General features: G+C 36.0%; 19 protein-coding genes and 1 pseudogene. 13 read left to right on the plus strand and 7 right to left on the minus strand.

Annotated elements, in window-relative coordinates; all coding sequences use genetic code 11:
* Window positions 1-699 precede the first annotated feature (699 nt).
* The 12 genes from gyrA (at window position 700) to DX009_RS03610 (ending at window position 14,907) form a co-directional block, all read left to right on the plus strand.
* Window positions 700-3,288 carry a DNA gyrase subunit A gene (gyrA, locus tag DX009_RS03555; protein ID WP_115083032.1) on the plus strand — a complete coding sequence of 863 codons (2,589 nt, stop codon included), beginning with the start codon at window positions 700-702 and terminating at the stop codon, window positions 3,286-3,288.
* A 101-nt stretch (window positions 3,289-3,389) separates the two neighbouring features.
* Window positions 3,390-4,643 (plus strand): tetratricopeptide repeat protein, encoded by a 1,254-nt coding sequence (locus tag DX009_RS03560; protein WP_115083033.1) that lies wholly within the window; start codon window positions 3,390-3,392, stop codon window positions 4,641-4,643.
* Between the two features lie 172 nt (window positions 4,644-4,815).
* Entirely contained in the window at window positions 4,816-5,919 is a 1,104-nt protein-coding gene (locus DX009_RS03565; RefSeq protein WP_115083034.1) for a tetratricopeptide repeat protein, read from the plus strand.
* Window positions 5,920-5,978: 59 nt separating this feature from the next.
* Window positions 5,979-7,136, plus strand: coding sequence for a UDP-N-acetylglucosamine--peptide N-acetylglucosaminyltransferase SPINDLY family protein (locus tag DX009_RS03570; protein ID WP_174262615.1), 1,158 nt, complete (start codon window positions 5,979-5,981; stop codon window positions 7,134-7,136).
* A complete protein-coding gene (locus tag DX009_RS03575) occupies window positions 7,123-8,439 on the plus strand; it encodes a DEAD/DEAH box helicase (RefSeq protein WP_115083035.1) in 1,317 nt (438 codons plus the stop codon). The genes DX009_RS03570 and DX009_RS03575 overlap by 14 nt, the downstream gene beginning before the upstream one ends.
* A gap of 206 nt (window positions 8,440-8,645) precedes the next feature.
* Window positions 8,646-9,716 (plus strand): 3-phosphoserine/phosphohydroxythreonine transaminase, encoded by a 1,071-nt coding sequence (serC, locus tag DX009_RS03580; protein ID WP_115083036.1) that lies wholly within the window; start codon window positions 8,646-8,648, stop codon window positions 9,714-9,716.
* A 77-nt stretch (window positions 9,717-9,793) separates the two neighbouring features.
* Window positions 9,794-10,711, plus strand: coding sequence for an NAD(P)-dependent oxidoreductase (locus tag DX009_RS03585; protein WP_115083037.1), 918 nt, complete (start codon window positions 9,794-9,796; stop codon window positions 10,709-10,711).
* 93 nt (window positions 10,712-10,804) lie between these two features.
* Window positions 10,805-12,052, plus strand: coding sequence for a DUF1015 domain-containing protein (locus DX009_RS03590; RefSeq protein WP_115083038.1), 1,248 nt, complete (start codon window positions 10,805-10,807; stop codon window positions 12,050-12,052).
* Between the two features lie 42 nt (window positions 12,053-12,094).
* Window positions 12,095-12,685: an IMPACT family protein gene (locus DX009_RS03595; protein WP_115083039.1), complete on the plus strand. Its 591-nt coding sequence runs from the start codon at window positions 12,095-12,097 to the stop codon at window positions 12,683-12,685.
* Window positions 12,686-13,264: 579 nt separating this feature from the next.
* A complete protein-coding gene (locus DX009_RS03600) occupies window positions 13,265-13,612 on the plus strand; it encodes a hypothetical protein (RefSeq protein WP_006046532.1) in 348 nt (115 codons plus the stop codon).
* Entirely contained in the window at window positions 13,603-14,385 is a 783-nt protein-coding gene (locus tag DX009_RS03605) for an RHS repeat domain-containing protein (RefSeq protein WP_245944575.1), read from the plus strand. The genes DX009_RS03600 and DX009_RS03605 overlap by 10 nt, the downstream gene beginning before the upstream one ends.
* A gap of 9 nt (window positions 14,386-14,394) precedes the next feature.
* Entirely contained in the window at window positions 14,395-14,907 is a 513-nt protein-coding gene (locus tag DX009_RS03610; RefSeq protein ID WP_115083040.1) for a HicA family toxin-antitoxin system, read from the plus strand.
* A 593-nt stretch (window positions 14,908-15,500) separates the two neighbouring features.
* Here the strand turns inward: DX009_RS03610 and DX009_RS03615 are convergent.
* The 5 genes and pseudogenes from DX009_RS03615 to xpt form a co-directional block, all read right to left on the minus strand.
* Window positions 15,501-16,557, minus strand: a pseudogene (locus DX009_RS03615) (IS5 family transposase).
* A 1-nt stretch (window position 16,558) separates the two neighbouring features.
* Window positions 16,559-17,035, minus strand: coding sequence for a hypothetical protein (locus DX009_RS03620; RefSeq protein ID WP_147278665.1), 477 nt, complete (start codon window positions 17,033-17,035; stop codon window positions 16,559-16,561).
* Between the two features lie 136 nt (window positions 17,036-17,171).
* Window positions 17,172-17,648, minus strand: a complete 477-nt coding sequence (locus DX009_RS03625) for a hypothetical protein (RefSeq protein WP_115083042.1) — start codon at window positions 17,646-17,648, stop codon at window positions 17,172-17,174.
* A 95-nt stretch (window positions 17,649-17,743) separates the two neighbouring features.
* Entirely contained in the window at window positions 17,744-19,087 is a 1,344-nt protein-coding gene (locus tag DX009_RS03630; RefSeq protein WP_006045314.1) for a nucleobase:cation symporter-2 family protein, read from the minus strand.
* Between the two features lie 6 nt (window positions 19,088-19,093).
* Window positions 19,094-19,666 carry a xanthine phosphoribosyltransferase gene (xpt, locus tag DX009_RS03635; RefSeq protein WP_115083043.1) on the minus strand — a complete coding sequence of 191 codons (573 nt, stop codon included), beginning with the start codon at window positions 19,664-19,666 and terminating at the stop codon, window positions 19,094-19,096.
* A gap of 294 nt (window positions 19,667-19,960) precedes the next feature.
* On the opposite strand from xpt, the gene DX009_RS03640 reads away from it, so the two are divergent.
* Window positions 19,961-22,033, plus strand: a complete 2,073-nt coding sequence (locus DX009_RS03640) for a TonB-dependent receptor (protein WP_115083044.1) — start codon at window positions 19,961-19,963, stop codon at window positions 22,031-22,033.
* Window positions 22,034-22,995: 962 nt separating this feature from the next.
* On the opposite strand, the gene DX009_RS03645 is transcribed toward DX009_RS03640, so the two are convergent.
* Window positions 22,996-23,982: an MlaD family protein gene (locus DX009_RS03645; RefSeq protein WP_006045310.1), complete on the minus strand. Its 987-nt coding sequence runs from the start codon at window positions 23,980-23,982 to the stop codon at window positions 22,996-22,998.
* Complete coding sequence (locus DX009_RS03650) at window positions 23,979-25,238, minus strand: N-acetylmuramoyl-L-alanine amidase family protein (RefSeq protein WP_115083045.1); 1,260 nt, start codon at window positions 25,236-25,238, stop codon at window positions 23,979-23,981. Before DX009_RS03650 ends, DX009_RS03645 begins: the two co-directional genes overlap by 4 nt.
* Window positions 25,239-25,263 lie beyond the last annotated feature (25 nt).

The raw sequence follows: 25,263 nt of genomic DNA on the forward strand, positions 1-25,263 counted from the left end.
CCAGATGCAAATATGCTGCTTTTGTGTTTTCAAATATAGTATTCTCTCTAAGCGTATTATGAATCTGAGAAAATAATAATTATAAAATAGAAAAAAATAATTACAAAATGAAAAATCATAATTAAATTTTCCGATACTTTTAATTATAAATTTTAAAAGGTATATTAAATACAGATTAATAGTTGAATAAAATGCCATATATATCGTCTATAGTTCTCACTCTTAATCATCTTGTTTACCTTTATAAATAGCTGTAAATCAATGTATCTACATTGCAAAGCATATAAATCTGCTTAACAATAAAACAAAATTTACGAGAGTCTAAAATTCTATTTAAGTTTTAGTTTTGGTATTTGTATTATTAACGAGACCCCAATTTAAAATAAAATCCTTTTTTTGTTTATTAATTGTAAGAGCATAGAAGAAAGAGTATCTATAAAAAGATATTTCTTTCTAACCTTCTTGTTTTTCATATTAAGTTATGGCTTTATGTTGTTTTTCTTCAACCATAAGAATACTTAAAATAGTGTTTTTTTCGTTTTTAGGGGTTTATATGTCATTTTTATTTAGTACTTTTACAGCCCGAAATAACAACCAGAAAGGCTTAAAACGAAAATAAATGCTATTTAACGCAATTTTATTAAGAATTTAAGCGGTTGTAGCGAAACAAAAATAATAGAATATAAAAATACAAAAATAATGGACGAGAATCAAACAGTAGACCACGATCGTATTTTAAAAATAAACATTGAGGAAGAAATGAAAAGCTCTTATATCGACTATTCAATGTCGGTAATAGTAGCTCGTGCTCTTCCAGATGTACGCGATGGTTTTAAGCCAGTTCATCGTCGTATTCTTTATGGAATGCGAGGAATAGGCAATTTTAGTAATCAACCCTATAAGAAATGTGCACGTGTTGTAGGTGAAGTGCTTGGTAAATATCACCCACATGGCGATTCTTCTGTATATGGAGCCTTAGTACGTATGGGGCAAGAATGGAATATGCGCTATAAACTGGTGGACGGACAAGGAAACTTTGGTTCCGTTGATGGCGATTCTCCAGCCGCTATGCGTTATACTGAGTGTCGTTTAGCCAAAATGGGCGAACACGTAATGGACGACATTGAGAAAGATACGGTAGATATGGTGAATAACTTTGACGACACGTTGAAGGAACCAGCCGTAATGCCAACCAAAATACCTAATTTACTTGTAAACGGAGGTAATGGAATTGCTGTAGGTATGGCAACAAATATTCCGACACATAATTTAAACGAAGTAATAGATGGTTGTTGCGCATATATTGATAATCCAGAAATTACTGTAGACGAATTAATGCAATATATACCAGCACCAGATTTTCCTACAGGAGCTTATATTTATGGGTTACAAGGAGTAAAAGATGCCTACGAAACAGGAAAAGGACGCGTGGTGATGCGTGCAAAAGCCGAAATAGAAAGCGGAGAACAACACGATAAAATAGTTGTAACCGAAATTCCATACGGTGTAAACAAACAACAACTAATAGAATATATAGCCGACTTAGTGAAAGAAGGTAAGTTGGAAGGTATTTCAAACGTGAACGACGAAACAGGACGTCAAGGAATGCGTATTGTTGTAGACGTGAAACGCGATGCCAATGCTAATATTATTCTGAATAAACTATTTAAAATGACAGCTCTGCAGAGCTCGTTCTCGGTAAACTGTATAGCTCTTGTAAATGGTCGTCCACGTTTATTGAGTTTATACGACTGTGTGAAATATTTTGTAGAGCATCGCCACGATGTAACTATTCGTCGTACAAAGTTCGATTTGAATAAAGCAAAAGAACGCGCTCACATTTTAGAAGGGTTAATAATAGCTTGCGACAATATTGATGAGGTTGTACATATAATTCGTGCGAGTCAAACACCAGCCGAAGCTCAAACTAATTTGGAAAAACGTTTTGAATTAGACGAATTGCAATCGAAAGCTATTGTAGATATGCGTTTATCGCAACTTACAGGTTTGCGTATGGATCAATTGCATGCAGAATATGAAGAATTAATGCAGACCATAAAAGATTTGCAAGAAATTCTTGATAATACAGAGCGTTGTAAAGAAGTAATGAAAGAAGAACTGCAGGAAGTAAAAGAAAAATATGGCGATGCTCGTCGTACCGAAATTATTCCAGATGAACACGAGTTTAATGCAGAAGACTTTTATCCAAACGACCCTGTTGTTATTACAATTAGTCATCTTGGTTATATAAAACGAACCCCACTAACCGATTTTAAAGAACAAGCGCGTGGTGGAGTAGGCTCAAAAGGAGCACGCACAAGAGATAAAGATTTTACCGAATTTATTTATCCTGCAACAATGCACCAAACAATGTTGTTCTTTACAAAGAAAGGACGTTGCTTCTGGATGAAATGTTATGATATACCTGAAGGTGATAAAACATCGAAAGGTCGTGCAATTCAAAATATGTTAGCACTCGATCCTGACGATAGTGTAAATGCTTTCTTACGATTAACAGGATTAGACGATGAAACTTTCCTCGATTCACATTATGTTGTATTCGCCACAAAATGTGGATTAGTAAAGAAAACATCGTTACGACATTATTCACGTCCGCGCACTAATGGTGTTATTGCTATAAATATAAACGAAGGCGACGAAGTTGTAGATGTACGATTAACAAATGGTCATAACGAACTTATAATGGCAAATCGTAATGGTCGTGCTTGTCGTTTTAATGAAGAGGCAGTACGCACTATGGGACGTGTTTCTACAGGAGTACGTGGAATGAGATTAGATGAAGACGGAGACGATGCTGTTGTAGGAATGATAGTTGTAGATAATGCCAATGAAGAAACTGTAATGGTAGTGTCGGAAGAAGGTTATGGTAAACGTTCTGTTGTGGAAGATTATCGGTTAACAAATCGTGGTGGTAAAGGTGTTAAAACATTGAACATAACAGAAAAGACAGGCAAGTTGGTTGCTATAAAGAATGTAACCGACAAGAACGACCTTATGATAATAAATCAAAGTGGTATTGTTATTCGTCTTTCTGTGGCAGAATGCCGTGTTATGGGACGTGCAACGCAAGGAGTTCGTCTTATAAATCTTGCAAAGAAAAACGATGTTATTGCTTCTGTTTGTAAGGTTATGAGTGCTGAAATGGAAGAACATGTTGAAGAAGAAGAACATTCACAAACAAATCAAACGAATGATACTTATTCAAATGAGTCGAACGAAGTAGATAACTCCAACCAAACAACATCTCCATCGGTAGATTTTGAATAAATAGAGAGAAACTTAAGCGTTATTGAAGAAAGTGCAGATATAAAACAAACATAAAGCAGAAGATTTAATAACGAGTATTAATCTTTAAATTATAAACTAATATGAAAAAAATTATTTTGGCAGTAATGATGTTAATAGGAACGTCTACTGCATTTGCTGGAGACAGCGAACCATTAAAAGCAATTTTAAAAGCTCAGAACTATGCTGAAGCTGCTAATCTTGTACAGTCTACTTTAGATCAACTTGCAGGAAATGAAGAAAAAGCTAAAGCTTACAATCGGCTTTACGAGTTGGCAATGAAGAAGGTAAACTATGAAGAAGGTATTCAGCTAGAGAACGAAACCCAAAAACAAATGGGTAAAGAAGGTAATAAACCTGTAGATGAAAAAGGACTTTATGCTGCTGTTGGCGCAGCCTTTAATTCAGGTGTAGAAGCTATAAAATACGATAATATGCCAAACCAAAAAGGTAAGGTAAAGCCAAAATATGCAGCTTTGGTAGAAAGTGTTTATAAACTTCGTAACGACTTGATTAATGGTGGTGTTTATTATCAAGGTAAAGATGATAAAATGGCATATAAATACTTAGCAGAATATGTAGAATCTGCAGGTTATCCAGAATTTGCAAGCTTTAAAGGACAAGACCAAAATTTGCCAGAAATAGCTTACTTTGCAGCTGTATATGCTTACCAAAATAACGATTTTGCAAAGGCAGAGAAATATATAGAATATGCAAAAGACAACAAGGAACGTGCTAAAGAAGTGCAAAACTTAAAATTAGCTATCTTAGGTTCACAACTAAAGACACGTGAAGATTCTCTAGCATACGCAAATAAACTTGCTGAAATTTATACACAAGATCCAAGTAACGAAGCAATTCTTTCAACATTAGCTTCTACTTACAATTCACTTGGTATGGGCGATAAAGCAATGCAAATAATAGATGCGCATCTTGCAAAAGACCCTAAAAGCTACAGTGCATTAGTTTTAAAAGGACAATTTGAAAGTGTTAGAAAAAATTATGATGCCGCAGTTGATGCATTAAAGAAAGCATTACCATTAGCAACTGATGAGAGTGCACAAATAGCAATTAATGCTTCTATTGGACAGTGTCTGTTCTATAAAGCTCAAGAACGTGTAATGGCTGTGAAAAATTTGACCAAAGAAGCACGTGCACAATTCAATGTTGTTTACAATGAAGCAATTTCTTATTTAGAGAAAGCAAAAGCACTTGATACTGCAAAGCAAAGTAAAAACTTATGGGCATACCCTCTCTATGGTAGCTATTATTTTGTAAAAGGACCTGAGGCTCCTGAAACAAAAGCTCTTGCTGCCGATGCAGGTTATGCTGAATAATATAAATATATGTCCCTCTTTGGTGTTCTTTTTGCCAAAGGGGGATATTTTTATACGTCTCATCTCTATTCTATCAATAAAGAATGATAGAAAAACTAATAAAAACTGATTTGGAGATTTTTTCTCTTTATAACAGTAAAGATGAGAAAGTTATACTATAAAATGAAAGCTTATGAGGAAATTAACGATATATGTTTTATTTTTGTCTTTCTGTTTTTTGTCAGCGCAGGCACAGAATAATAAGGTAAACGCTGAAAAATTTAATAAACAAGCTGAAACTGCATATCAAAGAGTACAATCGAATACGGATAGGGATTCGCTCGCTATCTATCGTGCTGTGGTAGATGGAATATTGTCTTCGTTAAAATGCGATGAATATGATAGAATGCCTAATCGTAAAGGTAAAATTAAACCAGAATTCAGTGAAGAAAACCAACAACGCATATCAACATTGTATCCAATGTTGATAGATGCAGGTCAGTTCCTATTAAAAAATAATTATACGAAAATAGAAGGACAGAAAGCTTTAGAACTTTATTTAACAACAAGAACAAATTCTTTGGTAGCAGATATTCCTGATGAAAGTGGAATTGCTGCATATTATTTGGCTTATGATTATTTAAAAACTAGGAATTTTAGATTAGCAGAGAAATATGCTAATATCGCCATACAATATGATGAAACAGCACAACCAGCTGTAGAAGTGAAGACAGAATGTATGGGAGAACAAATGAAAAATGCAGATGATTCACTAAAATATCTTGGTGTTCTAGCAAAATTATATGAAACAGAACCAACAAATACAAAATATTTTTCTTGGTTAATGAAGTTTTATCAGCATTCTACAGCCCGATTTAATATAGAAAGTTTTATAGACCATCAGTTGGTAAATAATTCGAAATCGTCAATACCCTGGATATTGAAAGGCGAGATAGCTATGCAAGCAGGAAGATGGGACGAGGCAATAGAAGCATATAAACTGGCAGATCAGCTATCGCCTAATTTAATTCCAATAGCTTTTAATATTGGTGTGTGTTTGAATATGCGAGGATTAGAGATGAGAAACGAAATGTTGGAAAAACAAAAGAAAGGAATACCAATACAAGAAAATGATTATATGATATATTTTGCCGATGCACGAAATTATCTTGAAAGAGTAAAAGCAAAAGATCCTCGACGTAATAAGGTAGATTGGGTAAACCCTCTTTATATGGCTTATACTATGTTAGGAGATAAAATAAAGGCACAAGAATTAGAAGGACTGACAAATAAATAAACGAGGTGAAAAAAAATATTTTAAAGAGCATATTGTTTCTTGTATTTATATTTAGCCCTATGTTATTGTATGCTCAAAAGAAACAATTGGCAACAGCTCGCGAATCACTGAAAACAGGAAAAGAGTTAGTGAAGGCGGAGAAATCTATGCAGAACTTATTAGAGGATTCGGTAAATCGCACTAATACTAAAATTTGGGTAATGCTTTGTGATATATTGATGAAGCAATATGAACAAGGTAATGAAAAATTGTATTTAAAACAACAATATGATACCGCAGCTTTCTTCTCTGTAACAAAACGAATGTATGAGACTATGGCAAAATTCGATTCTATTGATGCACACCTGAATATGCCTTCTCCCGTACTTCCAAAATATAGAGAACGTCATGCTCAATTTTTAAATTCTATTAGACCAAACCTTTTTAATGGTGGCACATATTTCCTTCATGTGAAGGATTATAAAACTGCTTACGATTATTTTGATAATTATATCAAGACGGATAAACAGTCGCTTTTTATAGGTTATGATTATGAACATAAAGATGATTTAATGCCCCATGCTGCTTATTGGGCAATGTATTGTGGCTATAAATTGGGAGATACAGAAAAAACAATGCGGTATCTGAATTTGGCAGAACGTGATAGTTCTATGTTGAACTTTGTGAGACAGTATGAGGCTAGTGCTTATTTAATGCAAAAAGATACAACAAAATACCTTAAAGCTTTGCAAGAAGGTTTTAAAGAATATCCCAATTTCGCATTTTTCTTTCCTCGATTAGTGGAATATTATGTTAAAAATGGAGATAACCAAATGGCACTCCAAATAACAGATAAAGCTTTAGAGACTGATTCAACAAGTGTATTGTTCCGTTTCACAAAGAGTACGGTATTGCTTAACCTTGGACGTTATAAAGAATGTATAGATATTTGTTTAAAACTGATACAAGAGAAGGCTGATTTTGCTGATGCATATTGTAATTTAGGATTAGCATATTTTGACCAGGCTATAGAGTTAGCCAAAACTCAACAAAATCGTTCTAAGCGAGTTAAAATAAATAAATTGTATGAAACTGCAATGCCATATTTAGAACAATACAAAAGATTGGCACCAAAAGCACGAGATAAATGGCTAGCACCATTATATACAATTTATTTGAATTTAAATATGGGAAAAGAATTTGACGAAATAGATAAATTGCGTAATGAAGCTAAATGAAGTAATAGAGAAATTAGATATAACGCTAAACGAAATGCAAGAAGCTACCTCCAAGGCAATCTTGCATTCCAATAAAGATGTTATAGTGTTGTCGCCAACTGGGTCTGGGAAAACTTATGCTTATTTGTTGCCTTTGATAGAATTATTAGACCCAACAAAAGATGAGGTTCAGGCAGTTGTATTAGTACCTGGAAGAGAATTAGCAAAACAGTCGGCAAATGTAGTCCAAAACATAAAATCAGGTTTAAGAGTAATGGCTCTTTATGGTGGTAGACCAACAATGGACGAACATCGTGAAATGCGTAATGTGAAACCACAAATTGTTTTTGCGACTCCAGGTAGATTGAACGATCATCTTGATAAGGAAAATTTTGAATCAAAAACTATACAATGGCTTATTATTGATGAATTTGATAAGTGTTTAGAGATGGGATTTCAACAAGAAATGCAAGAAGTTGTAGATAAGTTGCCTATGGTGAGGCGTCGTATATTATTATCTGCAACTGAGGCGGATTCTATCCCAAAGTTTATAAATATAGGCTCTAATATTTGCATAGATTATAGGAATAATGAAGACGAAACTTCTAATCGTGTTCAATTACATACAGTTTATAGTACAAAGAGAGACAAGTTAGAGACTCTTTCTGATTTATTGAAATATCTTGGCGACAAGAGTAGTATTGTATTCTTAAACTATCGAGAATCTGTTATTCGTACTGCTACTTATTTACAGGAAGAAGGTTTTTCTGTTTCTATATTCCATGGCGGATTAGAACAGAAAGAACGTGAAGCAATGTTATATCGATTTTCGAATGGTTCAACTAACATTCTTGTAAGTACAAATTTAGGAGCAAGAGGTTTAGATATTCCCGATGTAGATAATATTATTCATTATCACTTTCCAGAAAACGAAGACGAATATATTCATCGAGTGGGGAGAACTGCGCGTTGGGATAAATGTGGTAATATATATTTCTTGTTAGGTCCAGATGAGCAACTCCCTAATTATATAAACCAAAAGGTTGATATTATGAAACTTCCAGATGTATTGCCTACCATAAAACCAGCACGAATGTCTACATTATATATTGGTAAAGGAAAGAAAGACAAGATATCCAAGGGTGATATAGTAGGTTTTTTATGTAAAAAAGCAGGAGTGGAACGAATGGATATAGGAAAGATAGACGTAATGCCACGTTTTTCTTATGTAGCAGTATCTCGAACAAAAATATCTCAAATTCTAAAGATGACGAAAGGTGAGAAAATAAAGGGTATTAGTACCGTTGTGGAAGAAGTGAAGTGATAGTTGTGTTATAATGCTGTATAATTTATAGATTACAAGCAAAAGGATTGATGAGGCAATAAAAATAGAAAGTAAAAATATGCTTAAATATTTGCCTATGTCAAATAAAAACTTTAATTTCGCAGACGTATGACTAAGTCTATACGCCCTTTTGAGGAATATAATAATATAATAATAAATAAGTTCAACTAAAAAATTAAGACATCATGAAGAAGTACAATTTTGGTGCTGGTCCATGTATTCTTCCACGCGAAGTAATAGAGAAAACAGCAAGTGCTATCTTAGATTTCAACGGAATTGGTCTTTCAATCGCTGAAATCAGCCACCGTTCAAAGGATTTTCAACCTGTAATGGATGAAGCAATGGCTTTGGTAAAGGAAATACTAAATGTTCCTGAAGGCTATTCAGTATTATTCTTAGGTGGTGGTGCATCACTTGAGTTCTGCATGATTCCTTTCAACTTCTTGGTAAAGAAGGCAGGTTACCTAAATACAGGTGTTTGGGCAAAGAAAGCAATGAAAGAAGCTAAAATGTTTGGTGAGGTTGTTGAAGTTGCATCATCTGCAGATGAAAACTACACATATCTTCCAAAGAATTTTGATGTTCCAACAGATTTGGATTATTTGCATGTAACAACTAACAATACAATATATGGTACAGAATATCATAAAGATTTAGATGTACCTGTTCGTATGATAGGTGATATGTCTTCTGATATTTTCAGTCGTCCAGTAGATGTTTCTAAGTACGATTGTATTTATGGTGGTGCACAGAAAAATCTTTCAATGGCTGGTGTAACATTCGTTATTATTAAAGACGATGTTCTTGGTCATGTACAGCGCGAGATTCCTACAATGTTAGATTATCGTACACATATTAAGAAAGGTTCAATGTTTAACACTCCTCCTGTTGTTCCTATTTATACAGCATTAGAAAATCTTCGTTGGATTAAGGCTAATGGTGGTGTAGAAGCAATGGAGAAATTTGCTAAGGAACGTGCAGATATTGTTTACAATGAAATTGATCGTAACAAGTTGTTCCGTGGTACAGTAAAATGTGAGGAAGATCGCTCTTATATGAATATCTGCTTCGTTCTCAATGATGAGTATGCAGAACTTCAAGATGAGTTCTTCAAATTTGCTACAGAAAGAGGTATGGTTGGTATCAAGGGACACCGTGATGTTGGTGGCTTCCGTGCAAGTTGCTACAATGCAATGACAGTAGAAGGCTGCAAGGCTCTTGTTGAAACTATGAAAGAATTTGAGGCTAAGCATTAATTAGAAAATATAGTAAAGGCACGGATAGACCTCTAATAGGTTATATCCGTGTACTTGCATTATAAAAATTTATTACTATGAAGGTTTTAATCGCAACAGAAAAACCATTTGCAGCAGCAGCTGTTGAAGGTATTAGAAAAGAAATAGAAGGTGCTGGACACGAACTTGCACTTTTAGAAAAATATACAGAAAAAGCTCAGTTGTTAGATGCTGTAAAAGACGTTGATGCACTTATCATTCGTTCAGATAAAGCAACAGCAGAGGTATTTGATGCTGCTAAGAATTTAAAAATAGTTGTTCGAGCTGGTGCTGGTTACGATAATATTGACCTTGCTGCAGCAACTGCACACAACGTAGTTGCAGAAAATACTCCAGGTCAGAACTCTAATGCTGTCGCTGAACTAGTTTTAGGACTTCTTGTTTATGGTGCTCGCAATTTCTATAATGGTAAGAGTGGTTCAGAATTGATGGGTAAGAAACTTGGTATCCTTGCATTTGGTAACGTTGGGCGTAATGTAGCTCGTATTGCTAAAGGTTTCAATATGGAGGTTTATGCTTATGATGCTTTCTGTCCAAAAGAAGTTATCGAGGCTGTAGATGTGAAGGCTGTTGATAATCAAGAAGCTTTATTTGAGACTTGCGATATTGTTTCTCTCCATATTCCTGCAACTCCTGAAACAAAACAGAGTATTAACTATGCTCTCGTGAATAAGATGTCTAAGGGAGCAACTCTTATCAATACTGCACGAAAAGAAGTTATCAACGAACCAGAACTCATCAAGTTGATGGCGGAGCGTGAAGATTTGAAGTTTATCACAGATATTAAGCCAGATGCTGATGCTGAATTTGCTAAGTTCGAAGGTCGTTACTTCAGTACACCTAAGAAGATGGGTGCTCAAACAGCAGAGGCTAACATCAACGCTGGTATTGCAGCTGCAAAGCAAATAAATGCTTTCTTTGCTAACGGTGATACCAAATTCCAAGTAAATAAATAATATTTAAACTCATATTGCAGATTATTAGGAACTATGCTTATAAAACAGCAAAAGCCATGATAGTCTGCTTTTATTTTATATCTACAACATATTATGGCAATAGTAAAACCATTTAAAGGTGTTCGTCCTCCAAAGGAATTCGTAGAACAAGTAGAAAGTCGTCCATACGATGTATTAAATTCAGAGGAAGCACGTGAAGAAGCTAAAGGAAACGAAAAAAGTCTTTATCATATCATTAAACCAGAAATAGATTTCCCAGAAGGTACAAGTGAATACGATCCACGTGTTTACGAAAAGGCTGCTGAGAATTTTAAGATGTTCCAAGACAAGGGTTGGTTGGTGCAAGACGATAAAGAACAATACTACATTTATGCTCAAACAATGAATGGCAAGACACAATATGGTATTGTTGTTGGCGCTGCTTGTCAAGATTATGTAAATGGTGTTATAAAGAAACATGAACTTACACGCCGCGACAAGGAAGAAGATCGTATGAAGCATGTTCGTGTAAACGATGCAAATATAGAACCTGTTTTCTTTGCTTATCCAGATAATCCTGTGTTGAAAGAAATTACATCTCGCTATGCTGCTACTACTCCAGAATACGACTTCATTGCTCCTATTGATGGTTTCCGTCACCAACTTTGGGTAGTCTCTGATGATAAAGATATAAAGACTATTACTGAAGAATTTGCAAAGATGCCAAGTCTTTATATTGCAGACGGGCATCACCGTTCTGCTGCAGCTGGTCTTGTGGGTGGAGAGAAAGCAAAAGCTAATCCAAATCATACAGGTAAAGAGGAATATAACTACTTTATGGCTGTTTGCTTCCAAGCTTCTGAGCTTACTATTCTCGATTACAACCGTGTTGTTAAAGATTTGAATGGTATGACTCCTGCACAGTTCCTCGAAGCATTGAACAAGAACTTCATAGTAGAAAAGAAAGGTACTGCTATTTATAAACCAGCTCATTTACATGAGTTCTCACTATATTTAGATGGCGAGTGGTACTCTCTCACAGCTAAAGAAGGTACATACGATAACAACGATCCTATTGGCGTGCTCGATGTTGATATATCAAGTCGTTTGATTCTCGATGAACTTCTCGATATAAAAGATTTACGTTCAAGCGATCGTATAGACTTTGTTGGCGGTCTTCGTGGTTTAGAAGAACTTAAGAAACGTGTAGATAGTGGTGAAATGAAGATGGCTTTGGCACTTTACCCTGTATCTATGCAACAAATTATGGATATTGCTGATAGTGGAAAGATTATGCCTCCAAAGGCAACTTGGTTTGAGCCAAAACTTCGTTCAGGACTTATTATTCACAAGCTTTCGTAAGTATAGAATATCATTAATGCTGATTTTATATCAAGTTAATTAATGACCGATAAGTATAAAACAGTACACAAAGACACAATAGGCGAGGGGTTTTATTCCGAAAAGAGGAGTAAATTCCTCGCCTTTGTGCATCATATCGAATCTGCTGAAGAGGCTTTAGATGTTGTGAGGTATTATAAAAAGAAGTATTACGATGCGCGGCACTGTTGTTATGCTTATCGTTTAGGGGCTGATGGTGCTGAATTTCGTGCTAATGACGATGGAGAGCCTTCTTCAACTGCAGGTAAACCTATTCTTGGTCAGCTTATAAGCAACGATATTACTAATACTTTAATTTGTGTAATCAGATATTTTGGTGGCGTAAAGCTTGGTACGAGTGGACTGATTGTTGCATATCGCGAAGCCGCTGCAGACGGTATAGCACATTCGGAAATAGAAGAGAAATTTGTAGAGCACATTGTTCATTACACCTTTTCTTATCCGATGATGAACGATGTTATGAAGATAGTGAAGGAAATGAATGCCAACATCGTTGAACAAAAGTTTGATAACACTTGCGAAATTGTACTCTCTATTCGCAAATCATTCGCCGAACAGCTTGAAATGCGACTGAATAGTCTTTCGTTTGCTTAGTATGGGGATATAAAGCTATTTATTCGACCTATATGTCAAAAATACATAGTGGCGAACAAAAAAGGCTACTGACTTTTATATGGAATACTGAAACTAACAAACACAAATGCCCCAAAATATCGGAAATAATGTTCAGGAACATTGACAATGTTATTAGTATTATGGAAAGAACTATAGTTCGTCTAATAATTTATTTTCATGTTTATCTGTGTTTATTTGATCCCAATAGTCAATATGGACATTATAGATATATGGATAGTTATACATAGTTTCATTTTTACTTATGAAAATATCTATTCTACCAAAGCATTCTTTCCATATAGGTTCTTCTTCTGATGGCAATTCATAACGTGAAGAGTTCTATGCAAAATCCAACAAATCCACCATTATTGCTATCAATACAGATAAAATTGAACCAAAGAAAATTATAGATATTTCTAATGGGATTGATCCACAGACAGGAAAACCCTTACAAGGAAAAGCTTTTGGATATGCGACAAAGGATGCTGAGGTCCTTATTGATGGGGAAATACCAAAAGAAGCATATACTGTTGTAAAGAAACATCATTAAATTATATTATGGATTATATAAAACAACTATGTAAAATAAAGAAATCTTTATCTACTTTAGATAGTACTCCTTGTAACACCATAGAAGAAGCTAAACTTTGCTTAACAAAATATGATAAGCTGAAAGATGATATCATAAAAGTTATAGCATCTGTTTCGAATGATTCTATGCTTTCAAATCAAGACAAGGAGGAAGTCTATGTAAACGGTATTCGTGTTTTAACGAATTATATTGGTAATGCTGACGACGTACAAAAATATGGTAAGGCGTTAGAAAATATTCTAGGGGATACAAAAATGATGAAGGCACAATTGGATTTTTTTTATAACAGTTTAGATATTGGAAGATGGTTATAGAAGACTATAACTATAACGACTTCCCTGCAGTAGCGTTCGCAGCACGAATAGATGGAAGAGACCAAGACACGTTCGTGCCTGCCGCCAAGCTTGTTGCCAACGGCGATTGTTTCTCCATCGTGTCCGACTATCTCGGCACACCCCTGCAAGCTTACGATAAAAAGGGCGACAAGGTTTGGGAACAGGAACTGGACATCTACGGGCGGCAAAGGAAACGCCCGTCTGCAATCATTCCATTCAAGTACCAAGGGCAGTATGAGGATGCGGAGACAGGTTTGTATTACAATCGTTTCCGCTACTACGATCCGAATTCGGGGAGTTATATCAGCCAAGACCCGATTGGGTTGGTAGGCGAGAATCCTACTTTGTATTCACATGTTAAATCACCTAATTCCCAATTAGATCTCTTAGGGCTAGATGTGTATGCGTTAGTTGCGACTCATGATGGATGGTATCCTGTCTACGAATATGGAACAAAAGATCCTATTGCATATACAAAACTGAATAAAGGTGATGTTTACAAAATAGGAGAAACTCAACACCCTAAGACCAGATATTCTCAAGTGCGTCTTGACGAAGCAAGGATTAATAGATCAAAGGCCACAGCTGTTGCCTTTGATGCCGATGGAAACATTATTCCTGCAGGTGTTAAGATGAAACCAATATCACAGGGAGGAACAAAAAAAGCTGATCGTCAACTGGAAAACAGCTTATTAAAAAAGTATAACGAAGAGCATGGCCACCTGCCTGCTGGCAATAAACATTATCACTAAGCAAAAAGTATGAGCGTATTTTTATTTTCAACTTATGAGTTAGATTCCTCTGGTGCACATTCTACAGATTTGCGTATAGGAAAAGTTCTTGATAATATTGTCGATAACTTGAATGACTTATATTGGCAGGAAACGCTTGTCAAACAAATAGGTTATGACAAGCGCAAAGGAAGAAAAATTAAATTATATTTACGAGTTTTCCGAAAGAATAGAATTGCTGAGAATGAGATGAAATCTTATTGTAGATTTATGAAGAAAGAAGGATGTTTAATAATTGATCCTATTTTTTCTTTAGAAGACTATTCTAGTTTGAAAGATAAAGAGTTGTCAGCCAAGATGTATAATGATATATTTCAATATTTAGAACTATCCATAAAAAGATACAAAACAAAATTTGATGATTTCAGCTTTCATACATTTTTTGATTGTTTACAACTTAGAGTTAACGACATACGGCAAGGCCATTTCACACAACATGAGAATGATCAACTTGAAAAACTTTTAGAGGGGATAATAGATTAGGCTAATCTTTGTGAGACGTTCTCTTTCCTTTACTTTTTATTTCGTTCCTATGCAAGAGATGCTATAGGTGGTGTGGCATCTTAAGTTACGCTACGGCTTGTTTGTACTGTCGCTACCAGTTGCTGGTAGTGGCAGTACAAAGCTTTTGTAGAGGGTGTGTCAAAACTCGTTTTCAGCTAAAGACAGCTATCATTTTGTAAAGAAAAACCGTTACCAAAGAGTTAATAACTCAATGATAACGGTTACTTTAATATTTATGAGGGAGTGAAACTGTTGATATGAAAGGAAGCTTTTCTGAATTCTTAGTTTTGACACACCCCCTACAAAAGGCTTGTACTGCACCATGCGGTATAAACGCCAACGAACTTAAACATAGTTTAAGAAAACAAAACCTTTATGTGAATATTGTTAAAGAAGGAGTCTTTCTTCTCTTTATTTGTTGCCGTTTTGAAATTATATTGAGACTCTGCAAAACCTTCATTTATAGAGAAATTCCCATTTAGTTGTGTTTAGAAGCATATTCCAACGTGTTTATTGTTATAATTGATGCCGTAAAACGATTATTATCATCTATATTTGTGTCCAATTTTCTTTTATTTGAGAGCATTGGACACAATTATCCCTGGCGTTCGATATAAGTTGTAGGCAACAGCCTCCATAATATGCTGTGCATGTGTTTTGGCAAGTCCTACATATCTTGCCGTACCTCCCCTAAACCATCTGTGTATGGAACCAAAAGTGCGTTCCACCCTGTACCTAATTTTACTGATAGCCACATTGATGCGTTTCTCTCTTTCTGTAATCTTATGCGTCCTTGTTCCTTTGTGCATAATGCGACATTTTAGTTTCATTCGAGCAAGTGTCTCCTTGTTTTCTGCCGAGTCATAACCCTTATCAGCATATACGAGAGTCTTTTTCGGAAGATTTGCTTTTTTCAGGGGCGTTTCCAAATGCTTGATGTCGCTCTCATTAGCTGCGGTAGTCTCCTCTGCAAGAACCAATCCATTTTCATCTGTAACTGAATGCCGTTTGTATCCAAAGTGGAGCCTTCCCATTTTCTTGATCCAGCGTGCCTCTCCATCCACATTGGGCTTGAGTTTCTCCTTGAGCATAGCTTTCTCGGATTTTAATTTACCCGTTTCTTCATCTCTGTCCTCAATTATCTCATACTCCTTACGACCACGTGGACGACGAGGACTATCGGTAATGCTGGCATCGACGATAGCCCCCACGTTTGACAATAACACCTTGTTGCTCCAACTGACGGTTAATCTCATTCAGTACCATATCATAAAGGTCTGCCTCTACAAGAATGTTACGGAAACGACATACAGTCGTACTATCAGGAGCAACATCTTCCAAACCCAGTCCTACAAAGCGGCTGAAAGACAAACGATCGTTTACCTGCTCCTCAACCTCACCATCACTAAGACCATACCAAGTACGGAGAAGTTCGATTTTAAAAAGCACAAGACTATCATAGCTCGGACGACCAGTTGCCTTGTTACCTTTGGTGTAGGCAATTTCAATAATACCACGGATTGGATTCCAATCGATAATATTGTCTATCTGAGAAAAGAAGGTCTGCTTGACCTTACGCTGACCGACTAATAGGTCGGCAAAACTGAGAGAGGAGAGTTGCTGTTTCATACTATAAAGGTACGAAAAAATAATGATATAAGCAAATTTCTAAACTAAGAGTTTTGCAGAGGTCTCGTGAAGCGTAAATAGTAAGACTAGGTTTGTTTTCTTTCTTGTCTTCCTGGAAATAGCAATCTTCATATTTCCTTTGCAACAATTGCTGTATCATCTGATATTTTTGGTCTGCCAATTCTTCTGAAATATTATTAATAACAGCCTTTACACGATAGACTTTCTTTATTTGTTCATCATAATAAACATACAATCCTACCTTATTCCCAACGAAAGTTCCATCAAAACATCTTACTCCGTTTGATATAGCTTCACTATATAGTTTATTATACACATATCCTTTCTGTACTATTTTTGCTTGAAACTGGTTGATAGTTCCATCTATAGGAATGCCAGAAAATTTTAGATGTTCTGACTGGGCATAACAGAATATGCATAATAGCATTGTGAATGTAAATAATACGATACGTTTCATAAGTGTAATTGTTAAGTTAATGTTTCTAGTGAGCTTAAAAAATGTTATGATATACTGAGACGGTTTATGCTCTTTACTGTAAACTATCTATTGATTTCTTTTGCGAATACCACAAAGTGTCTCAGACAAAGCAAAATTATTGTTCAATCTTCTCTACTTTTGGCGATGAAACTTTCTCTATAGTTGGTGTAGTTGCAGGTTTTGACACTGTTTTTGTAGGTACAGTTTGTGTAGGGTCGTTAGCAGGAACTGGTAGAGGGGCAGAAGGCGTAACATTTTCTTGATTCTCTTTTTCTGCTTTCCGTTGTGTGTTTATGATAGTTTCTTCATTATTTTTCTTTGTTTCGCTATTACTTTTTACGTTTTCTTCGTTTGTTGTTAGGTCTCTCTTCCTACTTTTTCGGTTTGGCCATAGGTAGTCGCCCACAACATCTACAGTATCAAGCACAGCATTCCGTTGTTGCTCTTCTTGCTGTTCTTGTTCAGAAACTACATCATCTTCGGCAATCACAAAGTTGTAAAACAGTCCGAAACCAAATAAAATTAGTATCATTACGAGCAGTTTAAATGTAAGAGAACTTATAAACTTACGTTTCTTTCCTTCGTTCGCCATAGTTTACGTTTTATTAATTGAATATATTTTTGCAAAGATAGGAATAAAAAAGCAGAAAAAGGGGCAAAGCTGAAAAACTCTCCCCCCTTAATGTTTTATTCTTTAATTCGTATAAGGGCATTTGCTAAGATAGCAGTTAGTCCCCCCATTGTTATACCGCTAGAGAAAATGTTTTTTATTATTGGGGGCATTTGGTCTAATATGTTTGGCACAAGTTCTACGCTTAATCCCATAGCAAAACTTATAGCCATAACCAAAACTGCCTTGCGATTGATGGAGGTTGATGCAATAATACGAATGCCAGCAGCTGCAACAGTTCCAAACATAAGCAATGTTGCACCGCCGAGAACGCAGTCTGGAATGAGTGAAAATATTTGTCCTACCACTGGAAATAGCCCTAAAATAAGCAAAGCACCTGCTACAAAGTAGCCCACATAGCGACTGGCAACACCCGTAAGCTGTATCATTCCGTTGTTCTGTGCGAAGATAGAGTTTGGAAAACTATTGAAAACTGCTGCAAGAAGCGAATTGAAACCGTCTGCCAAGATGCCTCCTTGCGCACGTTTCATGAATACTGGTCCTTCAACTGGTTCTCCTGAAATCAGCGAATTGGCAGTAATATCTCCGTAAGCCTCAACTGCTGTTACCAAATATATCAGTCCCAATCCGATGATGGATCCGGTGTCGAAATGCAAACCATACTTGAAAGGTTCAGGAATGTTTAGTGTACCCGTATCGCCTAACCGTGAAAAGTCTATTAAGCCTAAGAAGTAAGCAACAGTAGAACCTAATATTAGTCCCAAAACGATAGATGCCATTCGTAAGAACGGATTGCTTGATCTATTGAATATAACGATGCTGACTAGCACAAGTAATGCTAATCCAAGATTTTGTATAGAGCCAAATGTATGTGTAGCCATTGCAGCATTTCCACCGCCACACGAGTTTATGCCCGCTTTTATTAAGCATAAACCAATAAGTGTAACAACAATCCCCGAAACTAGGGGAGTTATTATCTTGCGCATATAGGGCAGCACGCGGCTGACCAGCATTTCTACAACTGACGCCACCATACAAGCTCCGAATATATAGCTTAGTCCCATCTCGACATTCATCTTCCCGTTTACCATTCCGAGCATACCAGCTCCGATAATGGGACTGATGAACGAGAAAGAAGTTCCTTGAATGCACAGCAAACCTGCACCAAGAAAACCAAAACGTTTACATTGAATGAAGGTTGCAATGCCCGAAACAAACAACGACATAGATATAAGATATCCTGTTGTTTCTAAATCGAATTGTAACTCAGAGCTGATAATGAGTGGTGGAGTAATGATAGCTACGAAAATTGCTAACAGATGCTGTACTGCAGCAAAGATTGTTTCGCGCAAAGGCGGTCGGTCGTTCAGCCCATAAATAAGTTCTTTTTTTTGTTCCATAGGTTTTTATTGTTGTCTAATCTTTATTTCACAGTTGTCTAATGAGTCGATAATAGCCAAGCTTTCGCAACGTATTCCTGCTGCTTCTATAATCTCACGACCATTTTGGAATGCCTTTTCAATGATAAATCCCATACCTACAAGTTCAGCCCCAGCCTGACTACACAAGTTTATTATTCCTTTTGCAGCATTGCCGTATGCTAAGAAGTCGTCTACAAAAAGAACCTTATCTGAAGGTGTAAGATATTCTTTTGATATACAAACATGGTATTCGCGCTGCTTTGTAAACGAGAATACAGTAGCCGAAAGCATATCAGCCATTGTAGAAGGCTTTTTCTTTTTGGCAAAAACGACTGGCAAATCGAGCAAGAACCCCATCATAATGGCTGGTGCAATGCCACTTGCTTCAACAGTTATAATCTTATTTATTTCTGTGGAAGCATAGCGCCGAATAAGTTCCACAGCAATTTGCTTCATCAGGTTAGGGTCTAACTGATGATTAATAAATTTGTCTACCTTTAAAATACCCCCCTCATAGCATTTCCCATCTTTAAGAATGCGATCTATCAATGTTTTCATTGTACGGTTATTTACTTAGCTTGTTGTTAATTTTCTGCTTATATATGTCTAACGCTGTTGCTAAAAACGGTTGTTAGAAATATATAGAGTGCAAAAGTAGTAAATTATGAAAGACTATTAGCCAATCTCATCATTTATTTTCTTTTTCAGTGGAAAGAAACGAAGTAAAAGGACAGTTTTTGCTAAAGTTGCATTCCTTTCTGTAAAATATTATGTACTTTTGCAGCCTAATTTCGGTATGGTTTGCTTTATACTAAGGTTTATTGTACCGATATTAACAAATCTATTAATTATATGTACAAACCAATTTTTAACAAGCGTAGTGTAGTGAAGTTTACTCACTTTTCTAATCGCGGCTATTCTCTCTTTGCTGTTTTAGGTAAAGAAGTGATAATTGGTGTACTGAGTGTTGCTACTCTTCAACATGCAACGGCACATAACACAAGTAATGATGCCTTGAAAGTAAGTGGCGATTCTACAGTAACCAATAAGCAAGTGCTGTTAGACGAAGTAAATGTAACTGGTACACGGGCGCCACTGACTGTTAGTCAGCAAGCGAGAATGGTAACTGTACTGAGTCGTGAAGATATTAAAGCTGCGCCAGTACAAAGTGTAAACGACCTTTTAAAGTATGCTGTAGGGGTAGATGTGCGACAGAAGGGAGCTTTAGGAGCACTTACCGATGTGAGCATACGTGGTGGAAACTCTGAGCAGATTACTATTTTGCTGAATGGCATTAATATCTGCGACGCACAAACAGGACATAATGCGTTTGATTTTCCTGTTGATTTAAATGAAATTGAACGTATAGAAGTTCTCGAAGGTCCGGCAGGACGCGTTTATGGTACATCGTCTTTATTGGGTGCTATAAACATTGTAACAAAAACTCCCCAATCTTCTTCTCTCTCAGCACGTATAGAAGGTGGTTCTTATGGCTATCTTTCGGCTGGTACACGTGCAAACATTGCACAAGGGCATTGGAACAATCAGCTTTCTGCATCGTATACTCGAAGCGATGGATATCTACGAAATAAGGCTGGAAAACTGAACGCAGACTACAAGACGAGTAAGGCTTTTTATCAAGGTAATTATAACGACGACCAGATTGCAGTAAACTGGCATGCTGGAATGAGCGTTAAAGACTTTGGTGCTAACACGTTTTATGCGGCAAAATATGACGACCAGTTTGAACACACGTTTAAAACTTTTACTGCCTTGCAGGCTGAGAACAAACAAGGACTATTTCACATTCGTCCGTCTATCTATTGGAATCGTAGTATGGATAGATTCGAACTATTCCGTGGAGCACCACAAAAGTATGCGTATAACTACCACAGAACCGATGTGTATGGTGTAAATCTTAATGCTTATTTCGATTGGCGTTTGGGACGAACTGCTTTTGCTGCTGAGCTGAGGCAAGAGGAGCTTGTGAGTACAAACCTTGGCGAAAAGCTCGAACGAAACCATCATATCCATGGAACTAATCTCGACTATACGCATGGAATTAACCGTACCAATCTGCAATTCGTATTGGAACACAATATTCTTCTTTCACGCTTTACGCTATCGGCAGGTATTGTTGCTGTGAAGAATAGTCAGGCCGATATGAATATGCGCATCTATCCTGGTATAGATGCAAGTTATAGAATAGGAAATGCATGGAAAGTTTATGCCTCGTACAATTCTTCGTTGCGTATGCCGTCGTTTACCGAATTGTTCTATTCGGTGGGAGGACATAAAGCCGATAAACACCTAAAACCAGAAGAGCTTTCGGCTCTCGAAACTGGTGTAAAGTATAGTTGGAGCGGAATTAGTGGAAAAACGAGTCTTTTCTATAATCGGCAGAAAAATCGTATCGACTGGATTTCTGATGGAACACTTGATGCTAATGGTGCAGTGCTTTGGAAAAGTGTAAACTTTGGTCTTATCAACGTTGTTGGTTTAGAATCTTCGTTACGTTTCGACTTCTATATGTTGATGCCATCACAACGTTTCTTTAAACAATTTGGTATAGCCTATTGCTATCTTAACCAAAATGAAGAGGAACATAATGGCGTTACAAGTAAATATGTTTTAGAATATGTGAAAAACAAAATGGTGGCTGATTTGCAACTGAATTTATGGCGAAACCTTGACTTAGGTCTGAACTATCGGTTGCTTCACCGTATGGGAAATTACATTGATACCGCCAATCAGCACCATAAATATGCAACGTATGGCATACTCGATGCACGTCTATCGTGGAATGCAAATAAATGGACAGCATTTGTTGCTGCAAACAACTTGCTGAATAAGACATACGTAGACTATGGAAATGTGCCACAACCAGGGACTTGGATTACTGCAGGTTTCAACATACAAATGTAGTTTTGTAATATTGGCTAGTTATAACAATAGATGTATTCATTACTCTTAAAGTTTATTACTCAATATAACATCGTTTCCAATAAAAAGATATGATTTCGAACTAAGTGCTTAAAGCACAACACTTAAAGTTGAATGAAGATTATAATATATAGGAATGATTTAGAAATGAGTGGTATGTTTGAAAATTCATAGTATTGTTATAGGTAAAGAACGCTCACTATTTCGACAGTAAAGATAATGCTTTGCGTGGAAAAGTGAACGTTCTTTTGTATATTTCCTCTTCGTTTCTTTTTTCTGCTTGCTTTAATAACTTCTATTTGTAACACCTAAGGTAAGTGAGTTCTACTGTATGTTGAGGCTATATACAATGTATTGTTAATTAGATACTTATAATAGTGTGTAAATCAGAATATTATAGAATAAAAAAGTTAATAATAGTCATCTGGTTAAATCTCTTTTAAGTGTTATAATATAAAGTGACAAAGGTTGTAGTTTTTTGTGATATCTAATTTGCAACTGATAGATATCTAAAACGAACGTGATAGATATCTAAGACGAGTGCGATAGATATCTAAAATGAAAGAACTGTATTTGACTAACTTTTATATGGCATTTGATATGTTTTGTTTTATGGGCGAGTAGACAGTAGCCATTGGTTATAATATTCCAATCTATTATTTACTGTGCCTCCGATTCTATTGTAGATTAGATAGTTTTACTTTATAACATACACCGTCTGAGTAGTGTTATAAAGTGGAACAAGATGGATGGTAAGAAGACGAAAGCAGGCACAAGGTCAATAGTATGAACTATAACAATGGAGTTACCGTATAATGGCAGATTTGGGTTTGAATTAAAGTATAGTTTTTAGTTTGAATTGCGGGAGGATAAACAAAAAGAATGGAAGAACTGTATTTAAAGTTCTTCCATTCAGTACAATTGTATGTTTTATAAAAGAGTGTTTATTTGTCTTTTCGTCCGAATATAGAGAAATGTACGTATCGTTTTGGGTGTGCTTTAAGGTTTACAACCAAACTATCAACACTGCGCAATGTGCTGTTTAAGTTGTTGTAAAGTGCAGGATCGTTCATTAGCAAACCCATTGAGCCCCGGTTACTATTCAGTGTTGCCGTAAGTTTGTTTACTTCGTCGAGTGCCATATTTAGTTTGGCAACAGTAGTTTGAACATCTAACGCATTAACCTTATCGTTTAACGATGTCATTAATACGTGTGCACCTTTAACAGTTGAACGCGCATCGGCAATGCCATGTTTAGCTTCTACCATTACACCATTTGTATTATTAAGCAGCCCGTTAGCTTTTCTTGTCATAGATGGAAGTGAACTATTAAGTTGTGCCAACAATATATTTAACTGTTTGCTTGATATTGTTAAGTCGCTACTAATTTTATTTGCGTTGTGTAATGTGCTTGTTAAGGCTGGGTCAGAAGTTAATGTTACGATATTCGAAAGTATGCTATCTATTTTTGGTATCATTCGTTGAACATCAGGAATAGCTTCTTTCATTTTTCCAAATACACCGTCGTTAACATTTCCTGCTATAATGCCATCTTGCTTTAAATATTGTTTTGCATTACTAAGAATAAGGTTTACCTTTACATTACCCATAATATCGCTTACAATTTCAGCAGTAGAGCCAACAGGAATTTGCATATCCTTACTTATTGTAACAAATACGTTAATAGGTTTAGATGGGTCTTTATAGTTGTAAACAATATCTTTTACTGTTCCCACTTTAAATCCATTAGCATAGATTGGTGTGGTAGGCGTAAGTCCATCAACCTTATCGAATTGCATATTATACTCCATATCAGCTGAGTATAAATTAATTCCTTTAAGGAAATTCATACCAAAATAAAGTATTACGATGCCAACAATTGCCACCAATGCTATTCTTACTTCGGGCGATAATAATTTTTTCATATTCATTTCTTCTTAGTCTTAACAAATTCTTTAATAGCTTCTCCAGTGTTCATTCGTTTGCCTTTTTTGAATGCAACTATAAATGCTTGTGGAAAGTCCTGCTTTAGTTTCTCTTTTAATCGTAAAATCTCGTTGTAGTCTGCACTATTACCAATCATATATTTGTACAAATCTCCCTCAATTTCTGACGATACGTTTTTGTGTCCTTTAAACAATTGGCTGTCTGGGGTAAGTTGCCTGTTTATGGCAAATATTTGTATTTTAAATATGGGGACATCTGTTGTTGGTTTTTCTACAACAGGTTGTTTCTTGTCTTTTGTATGTGTAGCTTTTGCTATGGGGTTTACTGTCTGTTGTTTATTCCTTACAACATTTATTTTTTTAGGTACTTCTACATTCTCCGACGATTTACTTGTATTCTCCGATAATCTACCTAAAATGTTCTCTATAGGTAATTGGTTTTTGGTAGACGGACGATAGGGAATGGTAACTTTCCCGTCATATCTGTTCTTATATTCTACAAATGCCTCGTAAATGCCATGTGCCATAAGGTCTATTCCGCGTTGTGAGTTAAGGAACTGTTCTTCTTCTTCTGACGTAATGAATCCTAACTCTATAAGGCAGCTTGGCATTGAAGTTTCGCGCAATACAAGAAATCCTGCTTGATGCACTCCTTTATCGTTTCGATTGGCTTTAGAACAAACAGAACGTTGAATGAGTCGAGCTAGTTCGACACTCTTCTCCATATTTCCCGATTGAAGAATTTCAAACATAATATAGCTCTCTGATGACTTTGGATCGAAACCCTCGTAAGTCTTTTCGTATCCTTTCTCCAGTGAAATAACACTATTCTCTCGCATAGCCACATCTAAGTTGTCCTTTGCACGGTGCATACCTAAAGTATAAACTTGAAAGCCCTGTGGGGGTGTTTTTGTGGGTGGAACAGAATTGGTATGTACAGAAATAAACAAATCGGCTTTCGCTTTATTGGCTATTTCTGCTCTACCTTTCAGTGGAATAAATACATCAGTTTTGCGTGTGTAAATAACCTTAACATCTGGAAGATTATCCTCAACCAAACGCCCAAAGGCTAATGCTACGTTTAAATTAATATCCTTTTCGTTTGAAAAGGCACCTAATGCTCCCACGTCTTTTCCACCATGACCAGCATCAATAACAAGTGTGAATTTATCTTTTGCACTTATTTTTATGAGTGCAAACAAAAAGAAAATTATGAGGAAAAAGGTAGTTCGTCTATTCATACTTTGTATAATTGCACGCAAAGTT

It is taken from the genome of Prevotella pallens (genome assembly GCF_900454935.1).
GTDB classification, from domain to species: Bacteria; Bacteroidota; Bacteroidia; order Bacteroidales; family Bacteroidaceae; genus Prevotella; species Prevotella pallens.

Excerpts from the sequence above, each read along its gene's own strand:
- gyrA (WP_115083032.1), top strand. The coding sequence starts at position 700 with ATGGACGAGAATCAAACAGTAGACCACGATCGTATTTTAAAAATAAAC.
- DX009_RS03560 (WP_115083033.1), top strand. The coding sequence starts at position 3,390 with ATGAAAAAAATTATTTTGGCAGTAATGATGTTAATAGGAACGTCTACT.
- DX009_RS03565 (WP_115083034.1), top strand. The coding sequence starts at position 4,816 with ATGAGGAAATTAACGATATATGTTTTATTTTTGTCTTTCTGTTTTTTG.
- DX009_RS03570 (WP_174262615.1), top strand. The coding sequence starts at position 5,979 with ATGTTATTGTATGCTCAAAAGAAACAATTGGCAACAGCTCGCGAATCA.
- DX009_RS03575 (WP_115083035.1), top strand. The coding sequence starts at position 7,123 with ATGAAGCTAAATGAAGTAATAGAGAAATTAGATATAACGCTAAACGAA.
- serC (WP_115083036.1), top strand. The coding sequence starts at position 8,646 with ATGAAGAAGTACAATTTTGGTGCTGGTCCATGTATTCTTCCACGCGAA.
- DX009_RS03585 (WP_115083037.1), top strand. The coding sequence starts at position 9,794 with ATGAAGGTTTTAATCGCAACAGAAAAACCATTTGCAGCAGCAGCTGTT.
- DX009_RS03590 (WP_115083038.1), top strand. The coding sequence starts at position 10,805 with ATGGCAATAGTAAAACCATTTAAAGGTGTTCGTCCTCCAAAGGAATTC.
- DX009_RS03595 (WP_115083039.1), top strand. The coding sequence starts at position 12,095 with ATGACCGATAAGTATAAAACAGTACACAAAGACACAATAGGCGAGGGG.
- DX009_RS03600 (WP_006046532.1), top strand. The coding sequence starts at position 13,265 with ATGGATTATATAAAACAACTATGTAAAATAAAGAAATCTTTATCTACT.
- DX009_RS03605 (WP_245944575.1), top strand. The coding sequence starts at position 13,603 with ATGGTTATAGAAGACTATAACTATAACGACTTCCCTGCAGTAGCGTTC.
- DX009_RS03610 (WP_115083040.1), top strand. The coding sequence starts at position 14,395 with ATGAGCGTATTTTTATTTTCAACTTATGAGTTAGATTCCTCTGGTGCA.
- DX009_RS03620 (WP_147278665.1), bottom strand. The coding sequence starts at position 17,035 with ATGAAACGTATCGTATTATTTACATTCACAATGCTATTATGCATATTC.
- DX009_RS03625 (WP_115083042.1), bottom strand. The coding sequence starts at position 17,648 with ATGGCGAACGAAGGAAAGAAACGTAAGTTTATAAGTTCTCTTACATTT.
- DX009_RS03630 (WP_006045314.1), bottom strand. The coding sequence starts at position 19,087 with ATGGAACAAAAAAAAGAACTTATTTATGGGCTGAACGACCGACCGCCT.
- xpt (WP_115083043.1), bottom strand. The coding sequence starts at position 19,666 with ATGAAAACATTGATAGATCGCATTCTTAAAGATGGGAAATGCTATGAG.
- DX009_RS03640 (WP_115083044.1), top strand. The coding sequence starts at position 19,961 with ATGTACAAACCAATTTTTAACAAGCGTAGTGTAGTGAAGTTTACTCAC.
- DX009_RS03645 (WP_006045310.1), bottom strand. The coding sequence starts at position 23,982 with ATGAATATGAAAAAATTATTATCGCCCGAAGTAAGAATAGCATTGGTG.
- DX009_RS03650 (WP_115083045.1), bottom strand. The coding sequence starts at position 25,238 with ATGAATAGACGAACTACCTTTTTCCTCATAATTTTCTTTTTGTTTGCA.